The organism is Methylobacterium tardum (assembly GCF_023546765.1).
GTDB lineage: Bacteria > Pseudomonadota > Alphaproteobacteria > Rhizobiales > Beijerinckiaceae > Methylobacterium > Methylobacterium tardum.
The window spans coordinates 825,554-843,055 of sequence record NZ_CP097484.1 but is presented as its reverse complement, the minus strand read 5'-3'; the positions used below and the strand labels follow the sequence as shown (position 1 = coordinate 843,055).

General features: G+C 70.7%; 13 protein-coding genes and 1 pseudogene. 6 read left to right on the top strand and 8 right to left on the bottom strand.

What is annotated here, in order from left to right:
• Positions 1-281 precede the first annotated feature (281 nt).
• Together M6G65_RS04070 and M6G65_RS04065 are read right to left on the bottom strand one after the other, a co-directional pair.
• A pseudogene (locus M6G65_RS04070) lies at positions 282-2,855 on the bottom strand (ABC transporter permease).
• Entirely contained in the window at positions 2,855-3,556 is a 702-nt protein-coding gene (locus M6G65_RS04065; protein WP_430929544.1) for an ABC transporter ATP-binding protein, read from the bottom strand. The pseudogene M6G65_RS04070 and the gene M6G65_RS04065 overlap by 1 nt, the downstream one beginning before the upstream one ends.
• 201 nt (positions 3,557-3,757) lie before the next feature.
• On the opposite strand from M6G65_RS04065, the gene M6G65_RS04060 reads away from it, so the two are divergent.
• Positions 3,758-4,357 (top strand): arylesterase, encoded by a 600-nt coding sequence (locus M6G65_RS04060; RefSeq protein WP_238198880.1) that lies wholly within the window; start codon positions 3,758-3,760, stop codon positions 4,355-4,357.
• Positions 4,357-4,896 (top strand): RNA 2',3'-cyclic phosphodiesterase, encoded by a 540-nt coding sequence (thpR, locus tag M6G65_RS04055; RefSeq protein ID WP_250103603.1) that lies wholly within the window; start codon positions 4,357-4,359, stop codon positions 4,894-4,896. Before M6G65_RS04060 ends, thpR begins: the two co-directional genes overlap by 1 nt.
• A 226-nt stretch (positions 4,897-5,122) precedes the next feature.
• Here thpR and coaA read toward each other — a convergent pair whose 3' ends face one another.
• The 3 genes from coaA to M6G65_RS04040 form a co-directional block, all read right to left on the bottom strand.
• A complete protein-coding gene (gene coaA, locus M6G65_RS04050) occupies positions 5,123-6,112 on the bottom strand; it encodes a type I pantothenate kinase (protein WP_250103602.1) in 990 nt (329 codons plus the stop codon).
• Positions 6,109-6,432 (bottom strand): phosphoribosyl-ATP diphosphatase, encoded by a 324-nt coding sequence (locus M6G65_RS04045; RefSeq protein WP_160533498.1) that lies wholly within the window; start codon positions 6,430-6,432, stop codon positions 6,109-6,111. The genes coaA and M6G65_RS04045 overlap by 4 nt, the downstream gene beginning before the upstream one ends.
• 124 nt (positions 6,433-6,556) lie before the next feature.
• On the bottom strand, positions 6,557-7,504 hold the full coding sequence (locus M6G65_RS04040; protein WP_238198944.1) for an aspartate carbamoyltransferase catalytic subunit: 948 nt from the start codon (positions 7,502-7,504) through the stop codon (positions 6,557-6,559).
• Between the two features lie 309 nt (positions 7,505-7,813).
• On the opposite strand from M6G65_RS04040, the gene M6G65_RS04035 reads away from it, so the two are divergent.
• The 3 genes from M6G65_RS04035 to topA all read left to right on the top strand — a co-directional run bounded on the left by M6G65_RS04035 (position 7,814) and on the right by topA (position 12,452).
• Positions 7,814-8,674, top strand: a complete 861-nt coding sequence (locus tag M6G65_RS04035; protein WP_238198886.1) for a cytochrome b/b6 domain-containing protein — start codon at positions 7,814-7,816, stop codon at positions 8,672-8,674.
• Positions 8,671-9,606 (top strand): molybdopterin-dependent oxidoreductase, encoded by a 936-nt coding sequence (locus M6G65_RS04030; RefSeq protein WP_238198888.1) that lies wholly within the window; start codon positions 8,671-8,673, stop codon positions 9,604-9,606. Before M6G65_RS04035 ends, M6G65_RS04030 begins: the two co-directional genes overlap by 4 nt.
• 161 nt (positions 9,607-9,767) lie before the next feature.
• Entirely contained in the window at positions 9,768-12,452 is a 2,685-nt protein-coding gene (topA, locus tag M6G65_RS04025) for a type I DNA topoisomerase (RefSeq protein ID WP_238198889.1), read from the top strand.
• A gap of 180 nt (positions 12,453-12,632) precedes the next feature.
• On the opposite strand, the gene M6G65_RS04020 is transcribed toward topA, so the two are convergent.
• Complete coding sequence (locus M6G65_RS04020) at positions 12,633-12,821, bottom strand: hypothetical protein (protein WP_238198890.1); 189 nt, start codon at positions 12,819-12,821, stop codon at positions 12,633-12,635.
• A 357-nt stretch (positions 12,822-13,178) separates the two neighbouring features.
• Here M6G65_RS04020 and parE point away from each other — a divergent pair, with 357 nt between their 5' ends.
• Positions 13,179-15,236 carry a DNA topoisomerase IV subunit B gene (parE, locus tag M6G65_RS04015; RefSeq protein ID WP_250103601.1) on the top strand — a complete coding sequence of 686 codons (2,058 nt, stop codon included), beginning with the start codon at positions 13,179-13,181 and terminating at the stop codon, positions 15,234-15,236.
• A 61-nt stretch (positions 15,237-15,297) separates the two neighbouring features.
• Here parE and M6G65_RS04010 read toward each other — a convergent pair whose 3' ends face one another.
• Both M6G65_RS04010 and M6G65_RS04005 read right to left on the bottom strand, forming a co-directional pair.
• On the bottom strand, positions 15,298-15,792 hold the full coding sequence (locus M6G65_RS04010; RefSeq protein ID WP_238198892.1) for a PRC-barrel domain-containing protein: 495 nt from the start codon (positions 15,790-15,792) through the stop codon (positions 15,298-15,300).
• Positions 15,793-16,007: 215 nt separating this feature from the next.
• Positions 16,008-16,874, bottom strand: a complete 867-nt coding sequence (locus M6G65_RS04005; RefSeq protein WP_238198893.1) for an outer membrane protein — start codon at positions 16,872-16,874, stop codon at positions 16,008-16,010.
• Positions 16,875-17,502 lie beyond the last annotated feature (628 nt).

Below are 17,502 nucleotides of genomic sequence, written 5' to 3'. Positions count from 1 at the left end.
GCCTCGGGCCGACGCTTCTCCATGATCGGGCAGACCGATCCTGTCCAAGCCTAAGGCTGAATGGGTCGATGCAGGACGCGCATCGATCGGCGGATATGGTCCCGGGTTGAGGTCCTCGGATGACGAGCCCTCTCCGTCATCACGAGCGGAGCGAAGTGACCCAGGGCAGCGCGACCTCGGAGACGGTGGCGCCGCCTGGATTGCTTCGCTCCGCTCGCAAAGACGGTGAGGCGGCAGCGATCTCCCGAACAGGGATCGGCGGACCGGATCGCCCGCCATCCTCAGATCTGCCGCAGATACGGCGCGGGCTTCTGCCCCAGGATCCGCCACGTGCCAGCGAGTCCGAGGAGGATCGCCAGCGCCACCGCGGCCACGGCCGCGACCAGCGCGCCCGACAGGTCGAGGCGGAAGTCGAGGTGCATGACCTTGGCGACGATCACCCAACCGGCGAGCGTCCCGGCCAGGAGGCCGAACAGGGCCGTGGCGAGGCCCAGGGCGGCGTACTCGATACCGTAGGCGGTGAGCAGCCGCGCGCGCTCGCCCCCAGCACCTTGAGCACGACGGCGTCGTAGAGCCGCGCCCGGTGCCCGGCCGCGATGGCGCCCGCCAGCACGAACAGGCTCGCCAGGACGGCGACCGCACTCGCCCCGCGGATCGCCAGAACCAGCCGGCCGACGAGGTCGCCGATGGCGTCGAGGGCATCCTTGACCCGGACGGCGCTCACCGACGGGAAGGTCTTGGCGACGTCGCGCAGAATGTGGTTCTCGGTGGCCGCATCGGTGCCGCCGGGCAGGGTCAGCGTGGCGAGGTCGGAATGCGGCGCGCCCCGGAAGGTGCCCGGCGAGAACACCATCACGAAGTTGATGCCGAGGTTGCGCCACTCCACCCGGCGCAGGTTGAAGATTGTCGCGGTGAGGTCGCGGCCGAGCACGTTCACCGTCACGGTGTCGCCGAGCTTGAGGCCGAGCTGGCGGGCGAGGTCGGCCTCGAAGGAGACCAGGGCCTCGCCCCCTGCTCGGAGCTCCACCACGCGCCCTCGGTGAGGCTGGAGCCGTCCGGCACCGTGTCGGCGTAGGTGATGCCCCGGTCGCCGTCGAGCACCCAGGCCGCGTCTTCCGGCGGCCGGATCTTGCTCGCCGGCACGCCGTTCAGGGCGACGATCCGGCCGCGCATCATCGGCACGTCCTCGACCTTGCCGTTGGGCGCCGAGCGCGCCAGGAACTCGCGGAACTGGGCGGCGTCCCGCGAGGGAATGTCCAGGAAGAAGAGATTCGGCGCCCGGGCCGGCAGGGTCGCGCTGATGGTGCGGCGGACATTGGCGTCGATCAGGCTGAGCGTCACGAGGAGCGTCACGCCGAGGCCGAGCGACAGGACGATGGCGGGCGTCAGGGCGCCGGGCCGGTGCAGGTTGGCGAGCGCCATCCGGGGCGCCGGCCAGCGCGGGTGCGGCAGCCGGCGGGCGAGTGCCATCAGGCCGAGCGCCACGCCATGCAGCAGGCCGAACGCGATGGCGGCGGCCGCGATGAAGATCAGCGCCACGCGCCGGTCGAAGGCGGTCGCCACCGACAGGCCGACCAGGGCCGCGAGGCTGACGGCGAGCCAGATCCGGTAGCACCAGCGCGGGCTGACGCGCGCCGGGTCGACCGTGTCGCGAAACAGCCCGGAGACCGGGACGTCGTGGGCGCGGCCGAGCGGCGTGATCGCGAAGGCGAAGGCGGTGATCAGCCCGTAGGCGGCGGCGAGCGCCAGCTCTCCCGGGGCAAGCGTCGGGTTCAGCGGCAGCGGCAGGTCGGCGGAGAACAGCGCGTCCAACAGGAAGGGCAGGCTCGCGCCGATCACGAGGCCGATCAGGGTGCCGAGGCCGGCGATGAGCATCACCTGCGTCAGATACAGGGCGACCACCTGCGAGCCCGGCGCGCCGACGCTCTTGAGGGTCGCGATCGACGGGCGCTTGCGCTCCACGAAGGCGTGGACCGCGTTGCCGACGCCGACGCCGCCGACGATCAGCGCGGTGAGCCCGACCAGGGTCAGGAACTGCGTGAAGCGCTCGATGCTCTTGGCGAAGCGCGGGTCCGCGTTGGTCCGCGAGCGGATCTCCCAGCCGGCCTCGGGGGTCGCGGCGCGGATCCGGGCCTGCGCGGCGTCGAGGTCGGCATCCGGCGCGCCGGGCGGCAGGAGGAGGCGGTAGCTCCAGCGGTTGAGGCTGCCGGGCTGGACGAGCCCGGTGGCGCGCAAAGTCGGCTCGGCGATCATCAGCCGCGGCCCGAAGCCGATGCCGCCGGCGATCTTGTCGGGCTCGGACACGATGGTGCCGCGGATCGCCACATCGTGCCCGGCGAGCGCGATCCGGTCGCCGACCTTGACGTCGAGGCGGGTGAGCAGGGCCGGGTCGGCGAGCGCCCCCGGCACCCCGTCGCGCTCCGCCAGCAGGTCGGCGAGGCGGCTGGCGGGTCGGTGGCGAGATCGCCCGCGGCCGGGTAGGTGGCGGGATCGACGGCCTTCAGCTCGACCAGGGCCGCGTCGCCGCTGCCCGCCACCGCCATGGCCCGCAGGGAGGCGACGATGTCGAGGCGGCCTTCGCGTGCGAGGGCCTGCTTCTCCGCGTCGGTCGCCTCGCGGTTGATGAGATTGTAGGCGAGGTCGCCGCCGAGGATGCGCCGGCCCTCGCGGCCGAGCCCGTCCGAGAGCGAGCGCGAGATCGACGCCACGCCCGCGATGGCCATGACGCCCAGCGCGATGCAGGCGAGGAACACCGCGAAGCCGTTGAGCCCGGCCCGCAATTCACGCAGCGCGAGGCGCAGGGTGAGCGGGATCCGGTGGGGCGCGGGGTCGGGGCGGGTGATCGTGCCGTGCATCAGGCGGTCACCGCCTCCTCGATCCGCCCCGAGCGCAGGCGCACGGTGCGGTCGCACAGGCGGGCGAGGCCGTTGTCGTGGGTGACGAGCACCAGCGTCGCGCCGCGGTCCCGCTTCAGCCGGAACAGCAGGTCGGCGATCTGGCGGCCGGTGGCCTCGTCGAGGTTGCCGGTGGGCTCGTCGGCCACCAGGATCGCCGGGTCCGGGGCGACCGCCCGGGCGATGGCGACGCGCTGCTGCTCGCCGCCCGAGAGCTGCGCCGGGTAATGGTGCAGCCGGTGCCCGAGGCCGACCGCCTCCAGCTCGGCGCGGGCGCGCTCCAGGGCGCCGGGCCGGTCGGCGAGTTCCAGCGGCAGCGCCACGTTCTCGAGCGCCGTCATGGTCGGCACGAGATGGAAGGCCTGGAACACGATGCCGATCCGACGGCCGCGGAACCGGGCGAGCGCGTCCTCGTCGAGGCGGACGAGGTCGGTCTCCTCGATCACGACGCCGCCGGAATCGGGCCGCTCCAGGCCGGCCATGACCATCAGCAGCGTCGACTTGCCGGAGCCGGACGGGCCGACGAGGCCCACCGCCTCGCCGCGGCCGACGCTCAGCGAGATGCCGCGCAGGACGTGGACGCGGGCGGCGCCGCGCCCGAGGCTGAGGTCGATGTTCGACAGCGCGATCGCGGGCTCGCGCAGCACCTTGCCTTGGCTCACCGGTGAGCCGATCTGTGGGTGATGACGAGCATGGCGCGCGAGGTCCTCGGTTGGCTTCGATCTTGGCTGCACGGGCCGCGGGTGCACCGCGATATGGGTTGGGCATTGGGGCCGCGCCATGACGGCGGCGCTGTGTTGCGGCGCACGGCCCTGTTTGCCGCAGCGCTAGCCTGTCTCGTCCTCCCTTTCATGACGGCTTCCATGACCGACGCCCACGCCGCCCCGGGCGGCCCGATCAAGCTCGTCGCCCTCGGCGACAGCCTGACCGCCGGCTACCGCCTGCCGGCCGACGCCGCCTTCCCGACGGTGCTGGAGCGCCTGCTCAAGGCCAAGGGCGCGGACGTGAGCGTGGCCAATGCCGGCGTCTCCGGCGACACCGCCACCGGCGGCCTCGACCGGGTCGACTGGTCGGTGCCGGACGGGACCGCGGGGGTGATCCTCGAACTCGGCGCCAACGACATGCTGCGCGGCACCGATCCGAAGGTGACCGAGGGCGCATTGTCGTCGATCATCGAGCGGCTGAAGGCGCGGGGCATCCCGGTCCTGCTCGCCGGCATGCAGGCCGCGCCCAATCTCGGGCCGGACTACAAGGCCCGGTTCGACGCGATCTACCCGGCGCTCGCCAAGCGGTACGACCTGACCCTCTACCCGTTCTTCCTCGACGGGATCATCGGCGACCGGGGGCAGCATCTCGACGACGGGCTGCACCCGAACCGGCAGGGCGTGGAGACCATCGCGGCCCGCATAGCGCCCACGGTCGAGGCGTTTCTGGACCGAATTCGCCAGCAGCCGGTGCGCTGATGCCGCGCCTGTTCACCGGGCTCGCCGTGCCGGCGGAGATCGCCGCGGCGCTCAAGGTCTACCAGGGCGGCTTGCCCGGCGCCCGCTGGATCGAGCCGGGGGATTTCCACGTCACCCTGCGCTTCCTCGGCGACGTCGAGGCGACCGTGGCCGACGACGTCGCCGAGGCCCTGTCGGAGATGCGGGCGCGCCCGGCCCTGACGGTGACGCTCGACGGACTCGGCATCTTCGGCGGCGACAGGCCCCGGGCGCTCTACGCGTCGGTGGTGCCGGAGGCGGGGCTGATGGATCTGCAGGCCGAGCAGGAGCGGCTCGTGCGCCGCGCCGGGGTCGAGCCGGAACGGCGGAAATTCACCCCGCACGTGACCCTGGCCCGGCTGCGGCGCGACGCCACGCCGGAGGCGACCGCGATGTACCTGTCGCAGGCCCCGGTCTTCACGCCGCTGACCTACACGTTGGACCGGGTGACGCTGTTCTCGGCGCGAGACTCGACCGGGGGCGGGCCGTATGTGGCGGAGGCGGAATTTCCGTTCGCGTGAGCTGTGCGACGGCTCGCCCTTTCATCGGTCGGTTCCAATACCTGTCCCGCGTCATTCCGGGGCTCGCCGCAGGCGAGAGCCCGGAATCCAGAACCGCTTCCGAGGCCCGGGCACGCGCGGCCCCGCGCCAAACTGAACACGCGTCGAAGTCCTGGATTCCGGGCTCCGCTGCGCGGCCCCGGAAGGACCAGCGCGTTTGACGGATCGATCCGGTTGCGCGCCGCCCTTACAGCCGCCGCAGCGCCACGCTCTCGATCCGGTGGCTCGCGCCCTTGGTGAGGATCAGGCTCGCCCGCTGGCGCGTCGGGACGATGTTCTCGCGCAGGTTCGGCAGGTTGATCGTCGTCCAGAGCCGGTCGGCGATGTCGAGCGCCTCGGTCTCGGGGATCTCGGCATATTTCCGGAAATAGGAGCGCGGGTCGCGGAAGGCGGTCTGGCGCAGCTTCATGAAGCGCGTGACGTACCAGCGGTGCAGGTCGTCCTCGTGGCCGTCGAGATAGATCGAGAAGTCGAAGAAGTCGGACACGAACGGGATCGCGGTGCCGTCGCGCGGCAGGCGAGCGGGCTGGAGCACGTTCAGGCCCTCGGCGATAAGGATATCGGGGCTCTCCACCACCCGCTCCTCGCCGGGCACCCGGTCGTAGACGAGGTGCGAGTAGAGCGGCGCGGTCACGCGCTTGTGGCCGGCCTTCACGTCGTGGAGGAAGCGCAGCAGCGCGGCGGTGTCGTAGCTCTCAGGGAACCCCTTGCGCTCCATAAGGCCATTGGCGGCCAGTTCGGCGTTCGGCAGCAGGAACCCGTCGGTGGTGACGAGGTCGACCTTGGGGGTGTTGGGCCAGCGCGCTAGCAGGGCGGTCAGGATGCGGGCCGTGGTCGACTTGCCGACCGCCACCGAGCCGGCGAGCCCGATGATGTAGGGCGCCTTGGTCTCGCGCTCGGCCAGCAGGAAGCGCTGCGTCGCCTTGAACAGCCCCTGGGTCGCCGCGACGTAGAGGGCGAGCAGACGGGACAGCGGCAGGTAGATCGCCTCGACCTCCTCCACCGAGATCGGGTCGTTGATCGATTGCAGCCGCTCCAGATCCTCCTGCTTGAGGGTGAGCGGCGTGTCGGCGCGGAGCTGGGCCCATTCCTCGCGGCTGAAGCGGCGATAGGGCGAGAGCCGGTCCGACGCGTCGAGGATCGCCTCGACCGAGCCCGGCAGCGCGGCCGCGTTCACGCGGGGCGCCTCGCGGCCTTCTCGGCGATGCCGCTCTGGGCGGTGCGCCGCTCGAGCTCGGCCATCACGTCGGCGAGTTCGACCCCGCCGGCCCGGAGCAGCACGACGAGGTGGTAGAGCACGTCGGCGGCCTCGTTCCGCAGGCCGGTCTTGTCGCCCTGCACGGCCGCGATCGCCGCCTCGACCGCCTCCTCGCCGAGCTTCTTGGCCGCCTTGGCGGGTCCCTCGGACAGGAGCTTGGCCGTGTAGGAGGTGGCCGGATCGGTCCCGGCGCGGCTCGCCACGAGGGCGGCGAGGTCGGCGAGCGTGTAGGCGGTCATGAAGCGATCTGCATGTTACGACGGCCCCATATACGGATCAGGGCCGGATTTCGGCAGGAAACTGCGCTACCGCCGGCCCGTGGGCAAGCGGGGCGGGTGAAGGCCGCCCGGCTTTGTCCGGGCCTCACCCGTTCGGTAGGTGCCGGGCGAGCGCCTCCAGCACGGCCATGCGGACGGCCACGCCCATCTCGACCTGCTCGCGGATCAGCGACTGCGCCCCGTCAGCGATCTCGGAGGAGATCTCGACGCCGCGGTTCATCGGCCCGGGATGCATCACCAGCGCGTCGGGCTTGGCGAGCGCCAGCTTCTCGCCGTCGAGGCCGAAATAGCGGAAATACTCCTTCACGGAGGGCACGAACGAGCCGTTCATGCGCTCCCGCTGCAGGCGCAGCATCATCACGATGTCGCAGCCGACGAGACCCTTCCGCATGTCCGTGAAGGTCTCGACGCCGAAGCGCTCGATCCCGGCGGGCAGCAGCGTCGAGGGCGCGATCAGGCGGACCCGTGCGCCCATCGCCTGCAGCAGGATGATGTTGGAGCGCGCCACCCGCGAGTGCAGGACGTCGCCGCAGATCGCCACCTGCAGGCCCTCGATCCGGCCCTTGTTGCGGCGGATGGTGAGGGCGTCGAGAAGCGCCTGGGTCGGGTGCTCGTGGGCGCCGTCGCCGGCATTGACCACCGCGCAGTCGACCTTGCGGGCGAGCAGGTGCACGGCGCCGGCCGATTCGTGGCGGACCACGATGATGTCGGGCCGCATGGCGTTGAGCGTCGCGGCGGTGTCGATCAGGGTCTCGCCCTTCTTCACCGAGGACGAGGCCACCGACATGTTCATCACGTCGGCGCCCAGCCGCTTGCCGGCGAGCTCGAAGGACGATTGCGTCCGCGTCGAGGGCTCGAAGAACAGGTTGATCTGCGTGCGGCCCCGCAGGGTCGTGCGCTTCTTCTCCACCTGCCGCGAGATGTCCACGGCGGATTCGGCGGCGTCGAGCAGCCCCTCGATATCGGGCCGGGTCAGGCCCTCGATGCCGAGGAGGTGCCGGTGCGGGAAGGCCGGGGGCGCGGGCGTCGTCATGATGAGGCCCGGGTGTAGGTGCGGCGGGCCGTCCCGGCAAGGCTGTTCGGCGGTCACCGGTTCCCTCACGACGCGCTCTCCTCCCTACAAGGGGGAAGAGCCGGAGGTCAGGGTGGTTCAGGATCAAGCGCAGCGGTGCCTTCTGAACCACCCCCACCCCTGACCCCTCCCCACAAGGGGGAGGGAAAAGGCGGCTGCGGCCTTTTTTCCGGCCGATGGTAACCGGACGCCCCTGCCCCACGTATCCGCCCGAACGGTCGGGAAGCATACGGATCCCGGCCCCGCGCCGCACGCCCGGGATCCAGACGCTTGGCCGCCTCCCCTGCCCTCGAAGCCCCCGAGACCGTCGACCGCCAGGGGCGCCGCTGGTTCTACCGCCACCCGCTGGTGATCCGGCTGGCGCACTGGATCAACGCCGCGGCCCTGCTGGTGCTGCTGATGAGCGGCCTGCAGATCTTCAACGCGCATCCGGCGCTCTACTGGGGCGCGACCTCGACCTTCGACAATCCGGCCCTCGCCATCACCAGCGAGCAGGGCCGCGACGGCACGAGCCGCGGCGTCGTGACGGTCGGCTCCCACACCCTCGACACGACCGGCGTGCTCGGCTTGTCGAAGGAGAGCGGCACCGAGGTGGAGCGTGCCTTCCCGGCCTGGGCGACGCTGCCGGCCAGCCAGGACCTCGCGACCGGACGGCGCTGGCACTTCCTGTTCGCGTGGCTCCTCGTGATCAACGGCGCGGTCTACCTGCTCTACGGCCTGGTCTCAGGCCAGCTCCGCCGCCGGCTGATCCCGGACGGCGACCAGATCCGCGACTTCGGCGGCTCCGTGAAGGAGCACCTGCTCCTGCGCTTCCCCGAGGGCACCGAGGCCAAGCGCTACAACGTCATCCAGAAGCTGACCTACCTCGTCCTCGTGCTCGGCCTGCTGCCCGCGATGGTGCTGGCCGGCCTCGCCATGTCGCCCGGGATGGACGCCGCCTGGCCCTGGCTGACCGAGCTGTTCGGCGGCCGGCAATCGGCGCGCAGCGTCCACTTCGTCGCCGCCGGGCTGATCGTGCTGTTCGTGGTGGTCCACGTGCTGCTCGTGATCGTGTCCGGGCTCGTCAACAACATGCGCGGCATGATCACCGGCTGGTTCAGCCTCGGCCGAGACCGGGAGACCGCACGATGATCCTCCACCGCCGCAAGCTCCTCACCGCGGGCGCGGGCCTGATGGGCACCGCCCTCCTCGGCGCCTGCGACCGGTTCGCCGGGAGCGAGACGGGGCAGCGCACCCTCAAGGTCGGCGAGGATGCGAACGCCTACGTTCAGCGCCTGCTGATGTCCCCCACGACCCTGGCCCGGGAATTTCCGGCCTCGATGATCTCGCCCTGGTTCAAGCCGAACGGGACCATCGAACCGCCGGACCGCGCCTACCGGGCGCTGGCCGCGCAGAAATTCTCGGACTTCAAGCTGACGGTGGACGGGCTGGTCCAGACGCCGCTCGCGCTCAGCCTCGCGGACCTGCGCGCCCTGCCCACTCGCACCCAGATCACCCGTCACGATTGCGTGGAGGGCTGGAGCTGCATCGGGCAGTGGAGCGGCGTGCCGCTCGCCGAGGTGCTGAAGAAGGCCGGGCTGAAGCCGCAGGCGCGCTACGCGGTGTTCCACTGCGCCGACACGCTGGAATATGCCGGGAGCCAGGACGGGGCGGCGCTGCTGCGGCCCGGCCATCCGGGCGCGGTGCGCGACGCCTACATCCAGCTCGCCGCCGCTGAGGATTGGGGCGGCGCGCCCACTGCAACCGACACGCCCAAGGACGATTGGGGCCAGGGCAGCCCGGCCCCGGAGCCCGAAGATAAGCGCATCCCGATCCGCTACTACGAGAGCATCGACCTCTACGACGCCGTCAACCCGCAGACGATCCTGGCCTACGACCTCAACGGCAAGCCGCTGCCGGTCTCGAACGGGGCGCCCCTGCGCCTGCGGGTCGAACGCCAGCTCGGCTACAAGCAGGCCAAGTACGTGATGCGGGTCGAGATGGTGGAGTCGCTCGCCGGGATCGGCCAGGGCAGCGGCGGCTACTGGGAGGACCGCGGCTACGAATGGTACGCGGGGATCTGAGACGCCGGCTCGGCCAAACGCCCCGCCATTTGACAACCCGCCGCCCGTGACCCACTTGTGCCCGGCGCGCGGCCCCGGCCCGACGGCGGGCATACGTCCCACGCGAATTACGAACAGAATTCGTCCGTCGAGCCCAGGCCCCGTCAGGGGCAGAGGTCTGAATGAAAGTCGTCGTCGTCGAGTCGCCGGCCAAAGCCAAGACGATCAATAAGTATCTCGGCCGCGACTATGAAGTCATTGCCTCCTTCGGGCATATCCGCGACCTGCCGCCCAAGGACGGCTCGGTGGATCCCGAGCAGGACTTCCACATGGTCTGGGAACTGGCCGACCGCGGGGCGAGCCGGGTCTCGGAGATCGCCAAGGCGGTCAAGGGCGCCGACAAGCTGATCCTCGCCACCGACCCGGATCGCGAGGGCGAGGCGATCTCCTGGCACGTGCTGGAGGCGCTCACCGCCCGCAAGGCGCTCAAGGGCATCCCGGTCGAGCGCGTGACCTTCAACGCCATCACCAAGGCGTCGGTCGAGCAGGCGATGCGCAAGCCGCGGGAGATCGACCAGGCGCTGGTCGACGCCTACCTGGCGCGCCGGGCGCTCGACTACCTCGTGGGCTTCAACCTCTCGCCGGTCCTGTGGCGCAAGCTGCCGGGCGCCCGCTCGGCCGGGCGCGTGCAGTCGGTGGCGCTCCGCCTCGTCGTCGAGCGCGAGATGGAGATCGAGCGGTTCAAGCCGCGCGAGTACTGGACGCTCATCGCCACGCTGACGACCGCCGACGGCGCGACCTTCGAGGCCCGGCTCGTGGGCGCCGACGGCAAGCGCATCCAGCGCCTCGACGTCGGAACCGGCGAGGAAGCCGCCGCCTTCAAGCGCGACCTCGAACTCGCGACCTTCCAGGTGGCGAGCGTCGAGGCGAAGCCCGCCAAGCGCCACCCGCAGCCGCCCTTCACCACCTCGACCCTCCAGCAGGAGGCCTCGCGAAAACTCGGGATGGCGCCGGCCCAGACCATGCGGGTCGCTCAGCGCCTCTACGAGGGCGTCGATATCGGCGGCGAGACGGTCGGCATCATCACCTACATGCGGACCGACGGCGTCGACATGGCGCCGGAGGCGATCCAGGACGCCCGCCGGGTGATCGGCAAGGAGTTCGGCGACCGCTACGTGCCGGACGTGCCGCGCAAGTACAGCGTCAAGGCCAAGAACGCCCAGGAGGCCCACGAGGCGGTGCGCCCCACCGACATGGGCCGCCTGCCCAAGACGGTGGCGCGCCACCTCGAACCCGAGCAGGCCCGGCTCTACGAGCTGATCTGGACCCGCACCATGGCGAGCCAGATGGAATCGGCCGAGCTGGAGCGGACCACCGTCGATGTCACCGCCAAGGTCGGACCGCGAACCATCGACCTGCGCGCCACCGGGCAGGTGGTGAAGTTCGATGGCTTCCTCGCCCTCTATCAGGAAGGCAAGGACGACGAGGAGGACGAGGAGAGCCGCCGCCTGCCGCCGATGAAGGCCGGCGACCCGCTCAAGCGCGAGCGGATCAGCTCGACCCAGCACTTCACCGAGCCGCCGCCGCGCTACTCCGAGGCGAGCCTCGTGAAGCGCATGGAGGAGCTCGGCATCGGCAGACCCTCGACCTACGCGGCCGTGCTGCAGACTCTTCGGGATCGCGAATACGTAAAAATCGAAAAAAAGCGGCTGCAGCCGGAGGATAAGGGGCGGCTCGTCACGGGCTTCCTCGAGAGCTTCTTCAGGCGCTACGTCGAGTACGACTTCACCGCCGATCTGGAGGAGCAGCTCGACCGCGTCTCCAACGCCGAGATCGACTGGCGGGCGGTGCTGCGCGACTTCTGGCGCGACTTCTCGGCGGCGATCGGCGAGACCAAGGAGCTGCGCGTCACCGACGTGCTGGAGGCGCTGAACGGCCTGCTCGGCCCGCACATCTTCCCCGACAAGGGCGACGGCTCGAACCCGCGCACCTGCCCGACCTGCGGCTCCGGCCAGCTGTCGCTGAAGCTCGGCAAGTTCGGCGCCTTCATCGGCTGCTCGAACTACCCGGAGTGCAAGTACACCCGCCAGCTCTCGGCCTCTGGCGTCGATGGCGAGGGTGACGGCTCCTCGGCCGAGGGCGGTCAGCCGGGCGTGCGCGTGCTGGGCGACGATCCCGCGACCGGCCTGCCGGTGACGCTGCGCGACGGCCGGTTCGGGCCGTTCCTGCAGCTCGGCGAGGCCTCCACCGAGAAGGGCGCCGAGAAGCCGAAGCGCTCGTCGCTGCCGAAGGGGCTCAGCCCCTCGGATGTGGATCTGAACAAGGCGCTGGCGCTGCTGTCGCTGCCCCGCGAGGTGGCGCGCCACCCTGAGACCGGCGAGCCGATCCTGGCCAATCTCGGCCGGTTCGGGCCCTACGTGCAGCATGGGAAGACCTACGCCAATCTCGGCAAGGACGACGACGTGCTAGAGATCGGCGGCAACCGCGCCATCGACCTGATCGTCGCCAAGGAACAGGGCGGCGGGCGCGGTCGCCCGGCTGCCGATCCGGGCCGGCCGCTCGGCAAGGATGAGACGAGCGGGCGCGACCTCGTGGTCAAGGCCGGCAAGTACGGCCCTTACGTCACGGACGGCGAGGTGAACGCCACGCTGCCGAAGACGATGGCCGCCGAGGCGTTGACGCTGGACGAGGCGATCGCCCTGGTGAATGCCAAGCGCGCCGCAGGCGGTGGCAAGCCGGCCAAGCGCGGGGCGGTCCGGAAGAGTTCGGCGCGCAAGGCGAGCGGCGACAAGCCGGCGGCGAAGAAGACCGCCGCCAAGAAGCCGGCGGCCAAGAAGGCGGCTGCGAAGAAGTCGAGCGCGGGCTGAGAGGGCCCGCTGACGGGGCCGAAAGGCCCGGTCCTTGCAAGCGGAGCGAAGCAATCCCGGGCGCCCCGAGGCTGTCGGGCGTGGCGCCGACTGGGTTGCTTCGCTCCGCTTGCAACGACGTGGGTGCGGCAGAGGCAGCGTTGCCGCCCCCTCACCGCAGGCTGCACTCAGCGATCGGGATCAGACCAGGTAGGTGATCGTCGCCGCGACCGCGGTCGCGAAGGTCGCCAAGGTGATCGTGGTGGCGTTGACCAGCGCGCGGGCGGGCGGCACGCCGGCCGCATCGTCATCGCAACCGAAGGCGGCGCCGGCCGCGTGCTCGAAGCGGATCAACGTGAGGCGGCGAGCCTCGATCGCGGCGTCGCTCATGGACTGCGGCTCCCTGACCACGGTCAAGATTATCTCCGCCATCAACGTCGATTGTCCCGTTCTGTTCCGGTGCAGGCTGTGGAAGCCGGACGGGGCGGTCACGAGAAAGCCTTAACCCATTGTTGTGCAACGTCGTGATGACAGACGGCCCTGCCGGTCCAGGCATCGGCGCCGTTCCGGCCCTCGCTCGCGGCAGCGCAGCATGCGATGATGCGCGCGCGTCGCCGGAGGGCGAACGGCTTTGATGTTTACGGTTTGTTCCGCTATCATGCGGGGATGAAGGCGCATGCTCCACGACCCAAGACCCGTCTGCGCGAAGTCGAGCCGGCCGATGCGCCGCGCCCGCGGAGGCCGCGCGTGAGCGATCCGGCGCGGGACCTGTTCGGGCCGGGCAAGGGCCCGGCCGCCCGGCCGCCCGAGCCGCGGCGGCGCCTGGACGCCTCGGCCTCCGTGGCGACGCTCGCGGCCGCCGAGCCGGAGGGCGGCTACACCGCCTCCGACATCGAGGTGCTGGAAGGCCTGGAGCCGGTCCGGCGCCGGCCCGGCATGTATATCGGCGGCACCGACGAGCGGGCCCTGCACCACCTCTTCGCCGAGGTGATCGACAACTCGATGGACGAGGCGGTCGCCGGCCATGCCAGCTTCATCGAGGTCGAGCTGGAGGAATCCGGCGCCCTCGTGGTCACCGACAACGGCCGCGGCATCCCGGTCGACCCGCACCCGAAATTCCCCGGCAAGTCGGCGCTCGAGGTCATCATGACCACGCTGCACGCCGGCGGTAAGTTCGACTCGAAGGTCTACGAAACCTCGGGCGGCCTGCACGGCGTCGGCATCTCGGTGGTGAACGCGCTCTCCGACCTGCTCGAGGTCGAGGTGGCGCGCAACCAGACCCTCTACCGCCAGACCTTCTCGCGCGGTCATGCGCAGGGGGCCTTGGAGCTGGTCGGCCGGGTCCAGAACCGCCGCGGCACCCGGGTCCGCTTCCATCCCGATGCCCAGATTTTCGGATCGCTGAAGTTCGACCCGCGCCGCCTGTTCAAGATGGCGCGCTCGAAGGCCTACCTGTTCGGCGGCGTCGAGATCCGCTGGCGCTGCGCCCCTGCCCTCCTCGAAGGGCTGGCGGATGTGCCTGCGGAAGCCGTGCATCGCTTCCCCGACGGGTTGCGCGACTATCTCGCCCGGGACATCGACGGCAAGGAGCTCGTCACCGACGCCATGTTCTCCGGCAAGATCACCAAGCCGGGCTCGCACGGGTCGCTCGAATGGGCGGTGGCCTGGATGGTCGCCGAGGACGGGTTCTCGCACTCCTACTGCAACACCATCCCGACGCCCGAGGGCGGCACCCACGAGGCCGGCCTGCGCGTCGCGCTGCTCCGGGGCTTGCGCGAGCATGCCGAGCGGGTGAACCAGGCCAAGCGCATGACGGCGGTCACTACCGACGACGTCATGGCGACCTGCGCGTCGATGCTCTCGGTGTTCATCCGCGAGCCCGAGTTCCAGGGCCAGACCAAGGACAAGCTCGCCACCGTGGAGGCCCAGCGCATCGCCGAGACGGCGGTGCGCGACGCCTTCGACCATTGGCTCGCCGCCTCCCCGGCCCAGGCCAACAAGGTGCTCGACTGGGTGATCGACCGGGCCGAGGAGCGCCTGCGCCGCCGCCAGGAGAAGGAGGTCGCCCGCAAGAGCGCGACCCGCAAGCTCCGCCTGCCCGGCAAGCTCGCCGATTGCTCGGCGGCCGGCACCGCGGGCTCGGAGATCTTCATCGCCGAGGGCGACTCGGCCGGCGGCTCCGCCAAGCAGGCCCGCGACCGGGCGACCCAGGCGATCCTGCCGCTGCGCGGCAAGATCCTGAACGTCGCCTCGGCCTCGCGCGACAAGCTCGGCGCCAACCAGCTGATCTCGGATCTCACCCTGGCGCTCGGCTGCGGCACCGGCGCGGCCTTCCGCGAGACGGATCTCCGCTACGACAAGGTGATCATCATGACGGACGCCGACGTCGACGGCGCCCACATCGCCTCGCTGCTGATCACCTTCTTCTACCGCCAGATGCCGAGGCTGATCGACCGCGGCCACCTCTACCTCGCGATCCCGCCGCTCTACCGGCTGCAGCAGGGCTCGAAGGTCGCGTACGCTCGGGACGACGCGGATCGCGAGCGGATCATCAAGACGGTGTTCAAGGGCGGCAAGGTCGAGATCGGGCGGTTCAAGGGCCTCGGCGAGATGATGCCGGCGCAGCTCAAGGAGACCACCATGGACCCGAAGAAGCGCACGCTGCTGCGCGTCGCGGTCCTGGACGAGGCCCGGGAATCGACCGGCGACACGGTCGAGCGCCTGATGGGCAACAAGCCCGAGGCGCGCTTCGCCTTCATCAGCGAGCGCGCGGCCTTCGCCGAGGGCGCCGACCTCGACATCTGACGTTGTCGCACCGACGCGGCTTGGCCGCGTCGGTCGTTGGGTCACGGGCTTCGGTCGCGGCTTATCGGGGCGCCGGGATCACCTTCGCGGGGTCGAAGGGCTGGGCGGCCGCCACCGTGTCCTTGCTCATGTTGAGGACCGCGGCGTACCGGTCACCGCCGGGCCGCAGCACAAGGGCGCCCGGCTCCACCGCGATCAGCTTGCTGCCCAGTCCGAGGAAGCCGCCGACATCGATCACCACCGCCCGGAGCAGGCCGCCGTCGGTGATCAGGAGGTCCTCGATCTTGCCGACGCTGTCGCCCGCGGCGTTGCGTACGGCCACGCCGATCATCTTGGTGCTCAGGAAGGCGGCGGGCTTGAGTCCCCGACGCTTGGCGGCGTCCTCGGCGCTCGCCGCCTCCGTCAGCCGCCCGACGCCCTCACCGTCCGTCGAGGTGCCCGGCCCCGTGCCCGGCAGGACCGTATTCTTGCCGATCACGGTAGCGTCCTGCGCGGCCGCAGATGTGCCCGCCAGAGCGAGGGCGGCGAGCGACAGGAGAAGGATTGGGCTTCGCATGGCTGATCGCTCCGGTGCGCCCGGTCCGTCACGGGGTCCCGTCGCTGGTTGCCCGGGGGGCGCCGCCGTCTCAATCGCGGGCGGCCCGCGCGGTTCCGGCCGTCCCTGTCGCACCCGGGCCGCTAGGTGGGCCGCTCGAAACGCGGAAGGGCCCGGCCTTGCGGCCGGGCCCTTCCGTTGCGCGGAGCCGGTCGTGCCGGCTCTGCACCCTGATCTTAGTACGAGCCGAACTTGTAGTTCAGGCCGGCGCGGACCACGGCGAACTCCGTGTTGGCAGCCGCGCCGTTGAGGTAGGCGGTGCCGTTCGGGGCCAGCAGGTTGCCGTAGAACACGCCGCCGGCGGTGTTCTTCTGGCGGTCGAGGTTCACGTACAGGCCTTCGACCTTCAGCGTCACGGCGGACGAGCGGAAGAAGTTCAGGAACGAGTCGGTCGGGAGGGCGTACTCGATGCCGCCGCCGACCGCGTAGCCGGTGCGGAAGCTGTCGCGGAAGCGGTTGCCGGAGAAGTTCTGATCGTCCTGGCCCGAGCCGTAGGCGAAGCCGCCGGTGCCGTACACGAGGGTCCGGTCGAAGGCGTAGCCGAGACGGCCGCGGACGGTGCCGAAGTAGTCGAGGCCGTTGCCGCTGGTGGCGACGAAGGCGCGCGGCGGGAGGAAGGCGAGGCCGGTGTTGCCGGTGAAGGCGTAGTTCTGGGTGGCATTGGCGCGGCGGGCGAAGTCGACGTACTGGGCGTCGGCCTCGAAGCCGATCACGACACCCGAGCCCGGCGTGAACTGGTAGTTGTAGCCGATCTGGGCGCCGCCCGAGAAGCCGTCGTTGTTGCTGCGGTTGTTGACGCTGACGACGCCGGCGGTGCCGGGCGAGTTGATCAGCGAGCCGGCCGGCAGCGCGTAGTTGGTGGTGTTGCGGCTGTTGGCGTCGAAGCCGTAGCCGGCGTTCACACCGACGTAGAAGCCGGTCCAGGTGAAGACCGGCACCGGCGTGAACACCGGCGGCGGCGCGGCGCGGCGCGGCAGATCGGCCGCGGACGCGGCAGCCGTCATGCCGGCCAGCACGGTGGATGCGAGGAGGAGCTTCTTCATGGTGTCGTGGGTCCTGGTTTGGCTTGAGCCGGCGGCCTGCGAGGCGCTCTGGGATGGCGTGTCTGTCGCTTTCCTGCAACAAGCATCCTCAGACTAGCCTGATCGCGTCAACGAAAGATGAAGACTAACGCCCCGTATCCCGCAGCACAGGCGCCTTTCGTCTCGCCACTGGCGGCATAGACCGTCGAAAAGGCCCAGACGATTGTCCGGAACTTGTGGACCCGATGCGCGCCCGATCGCAGGCACCGGGTTCGACATTGTCCGCCGCCGTGGAGAGAGGCCGTCGGGCCGGCGTTTTATTTCGGCACATCTGCCAAGCGGCCGACGTCCCGGCGTAAGGCGGTGGTTAACCGTGTTGCCCGATGGTCCGGGGCCGGCGTATCGGCCGGTGAGGGTTTGGCCATGTACATCCGCGACGCGCGGGACGCGAAGCCGTTCGGCAGGCGTCGGACTCGGGTCGAAGCGGGCGGCGACTTGGCACCCGCAGGGGCTGATCGGCTCAGACCCGATCGGCCGGCGAGCCCGCTCGGCTGGGCGCTGCGGATCTCGGGGGTCGCCGGCCTCTCGGCAATCGCCGCCATCTCGTACCTGGCCCGTGTGAATCAACCGAGCCCGGCCCCTGCCTGGG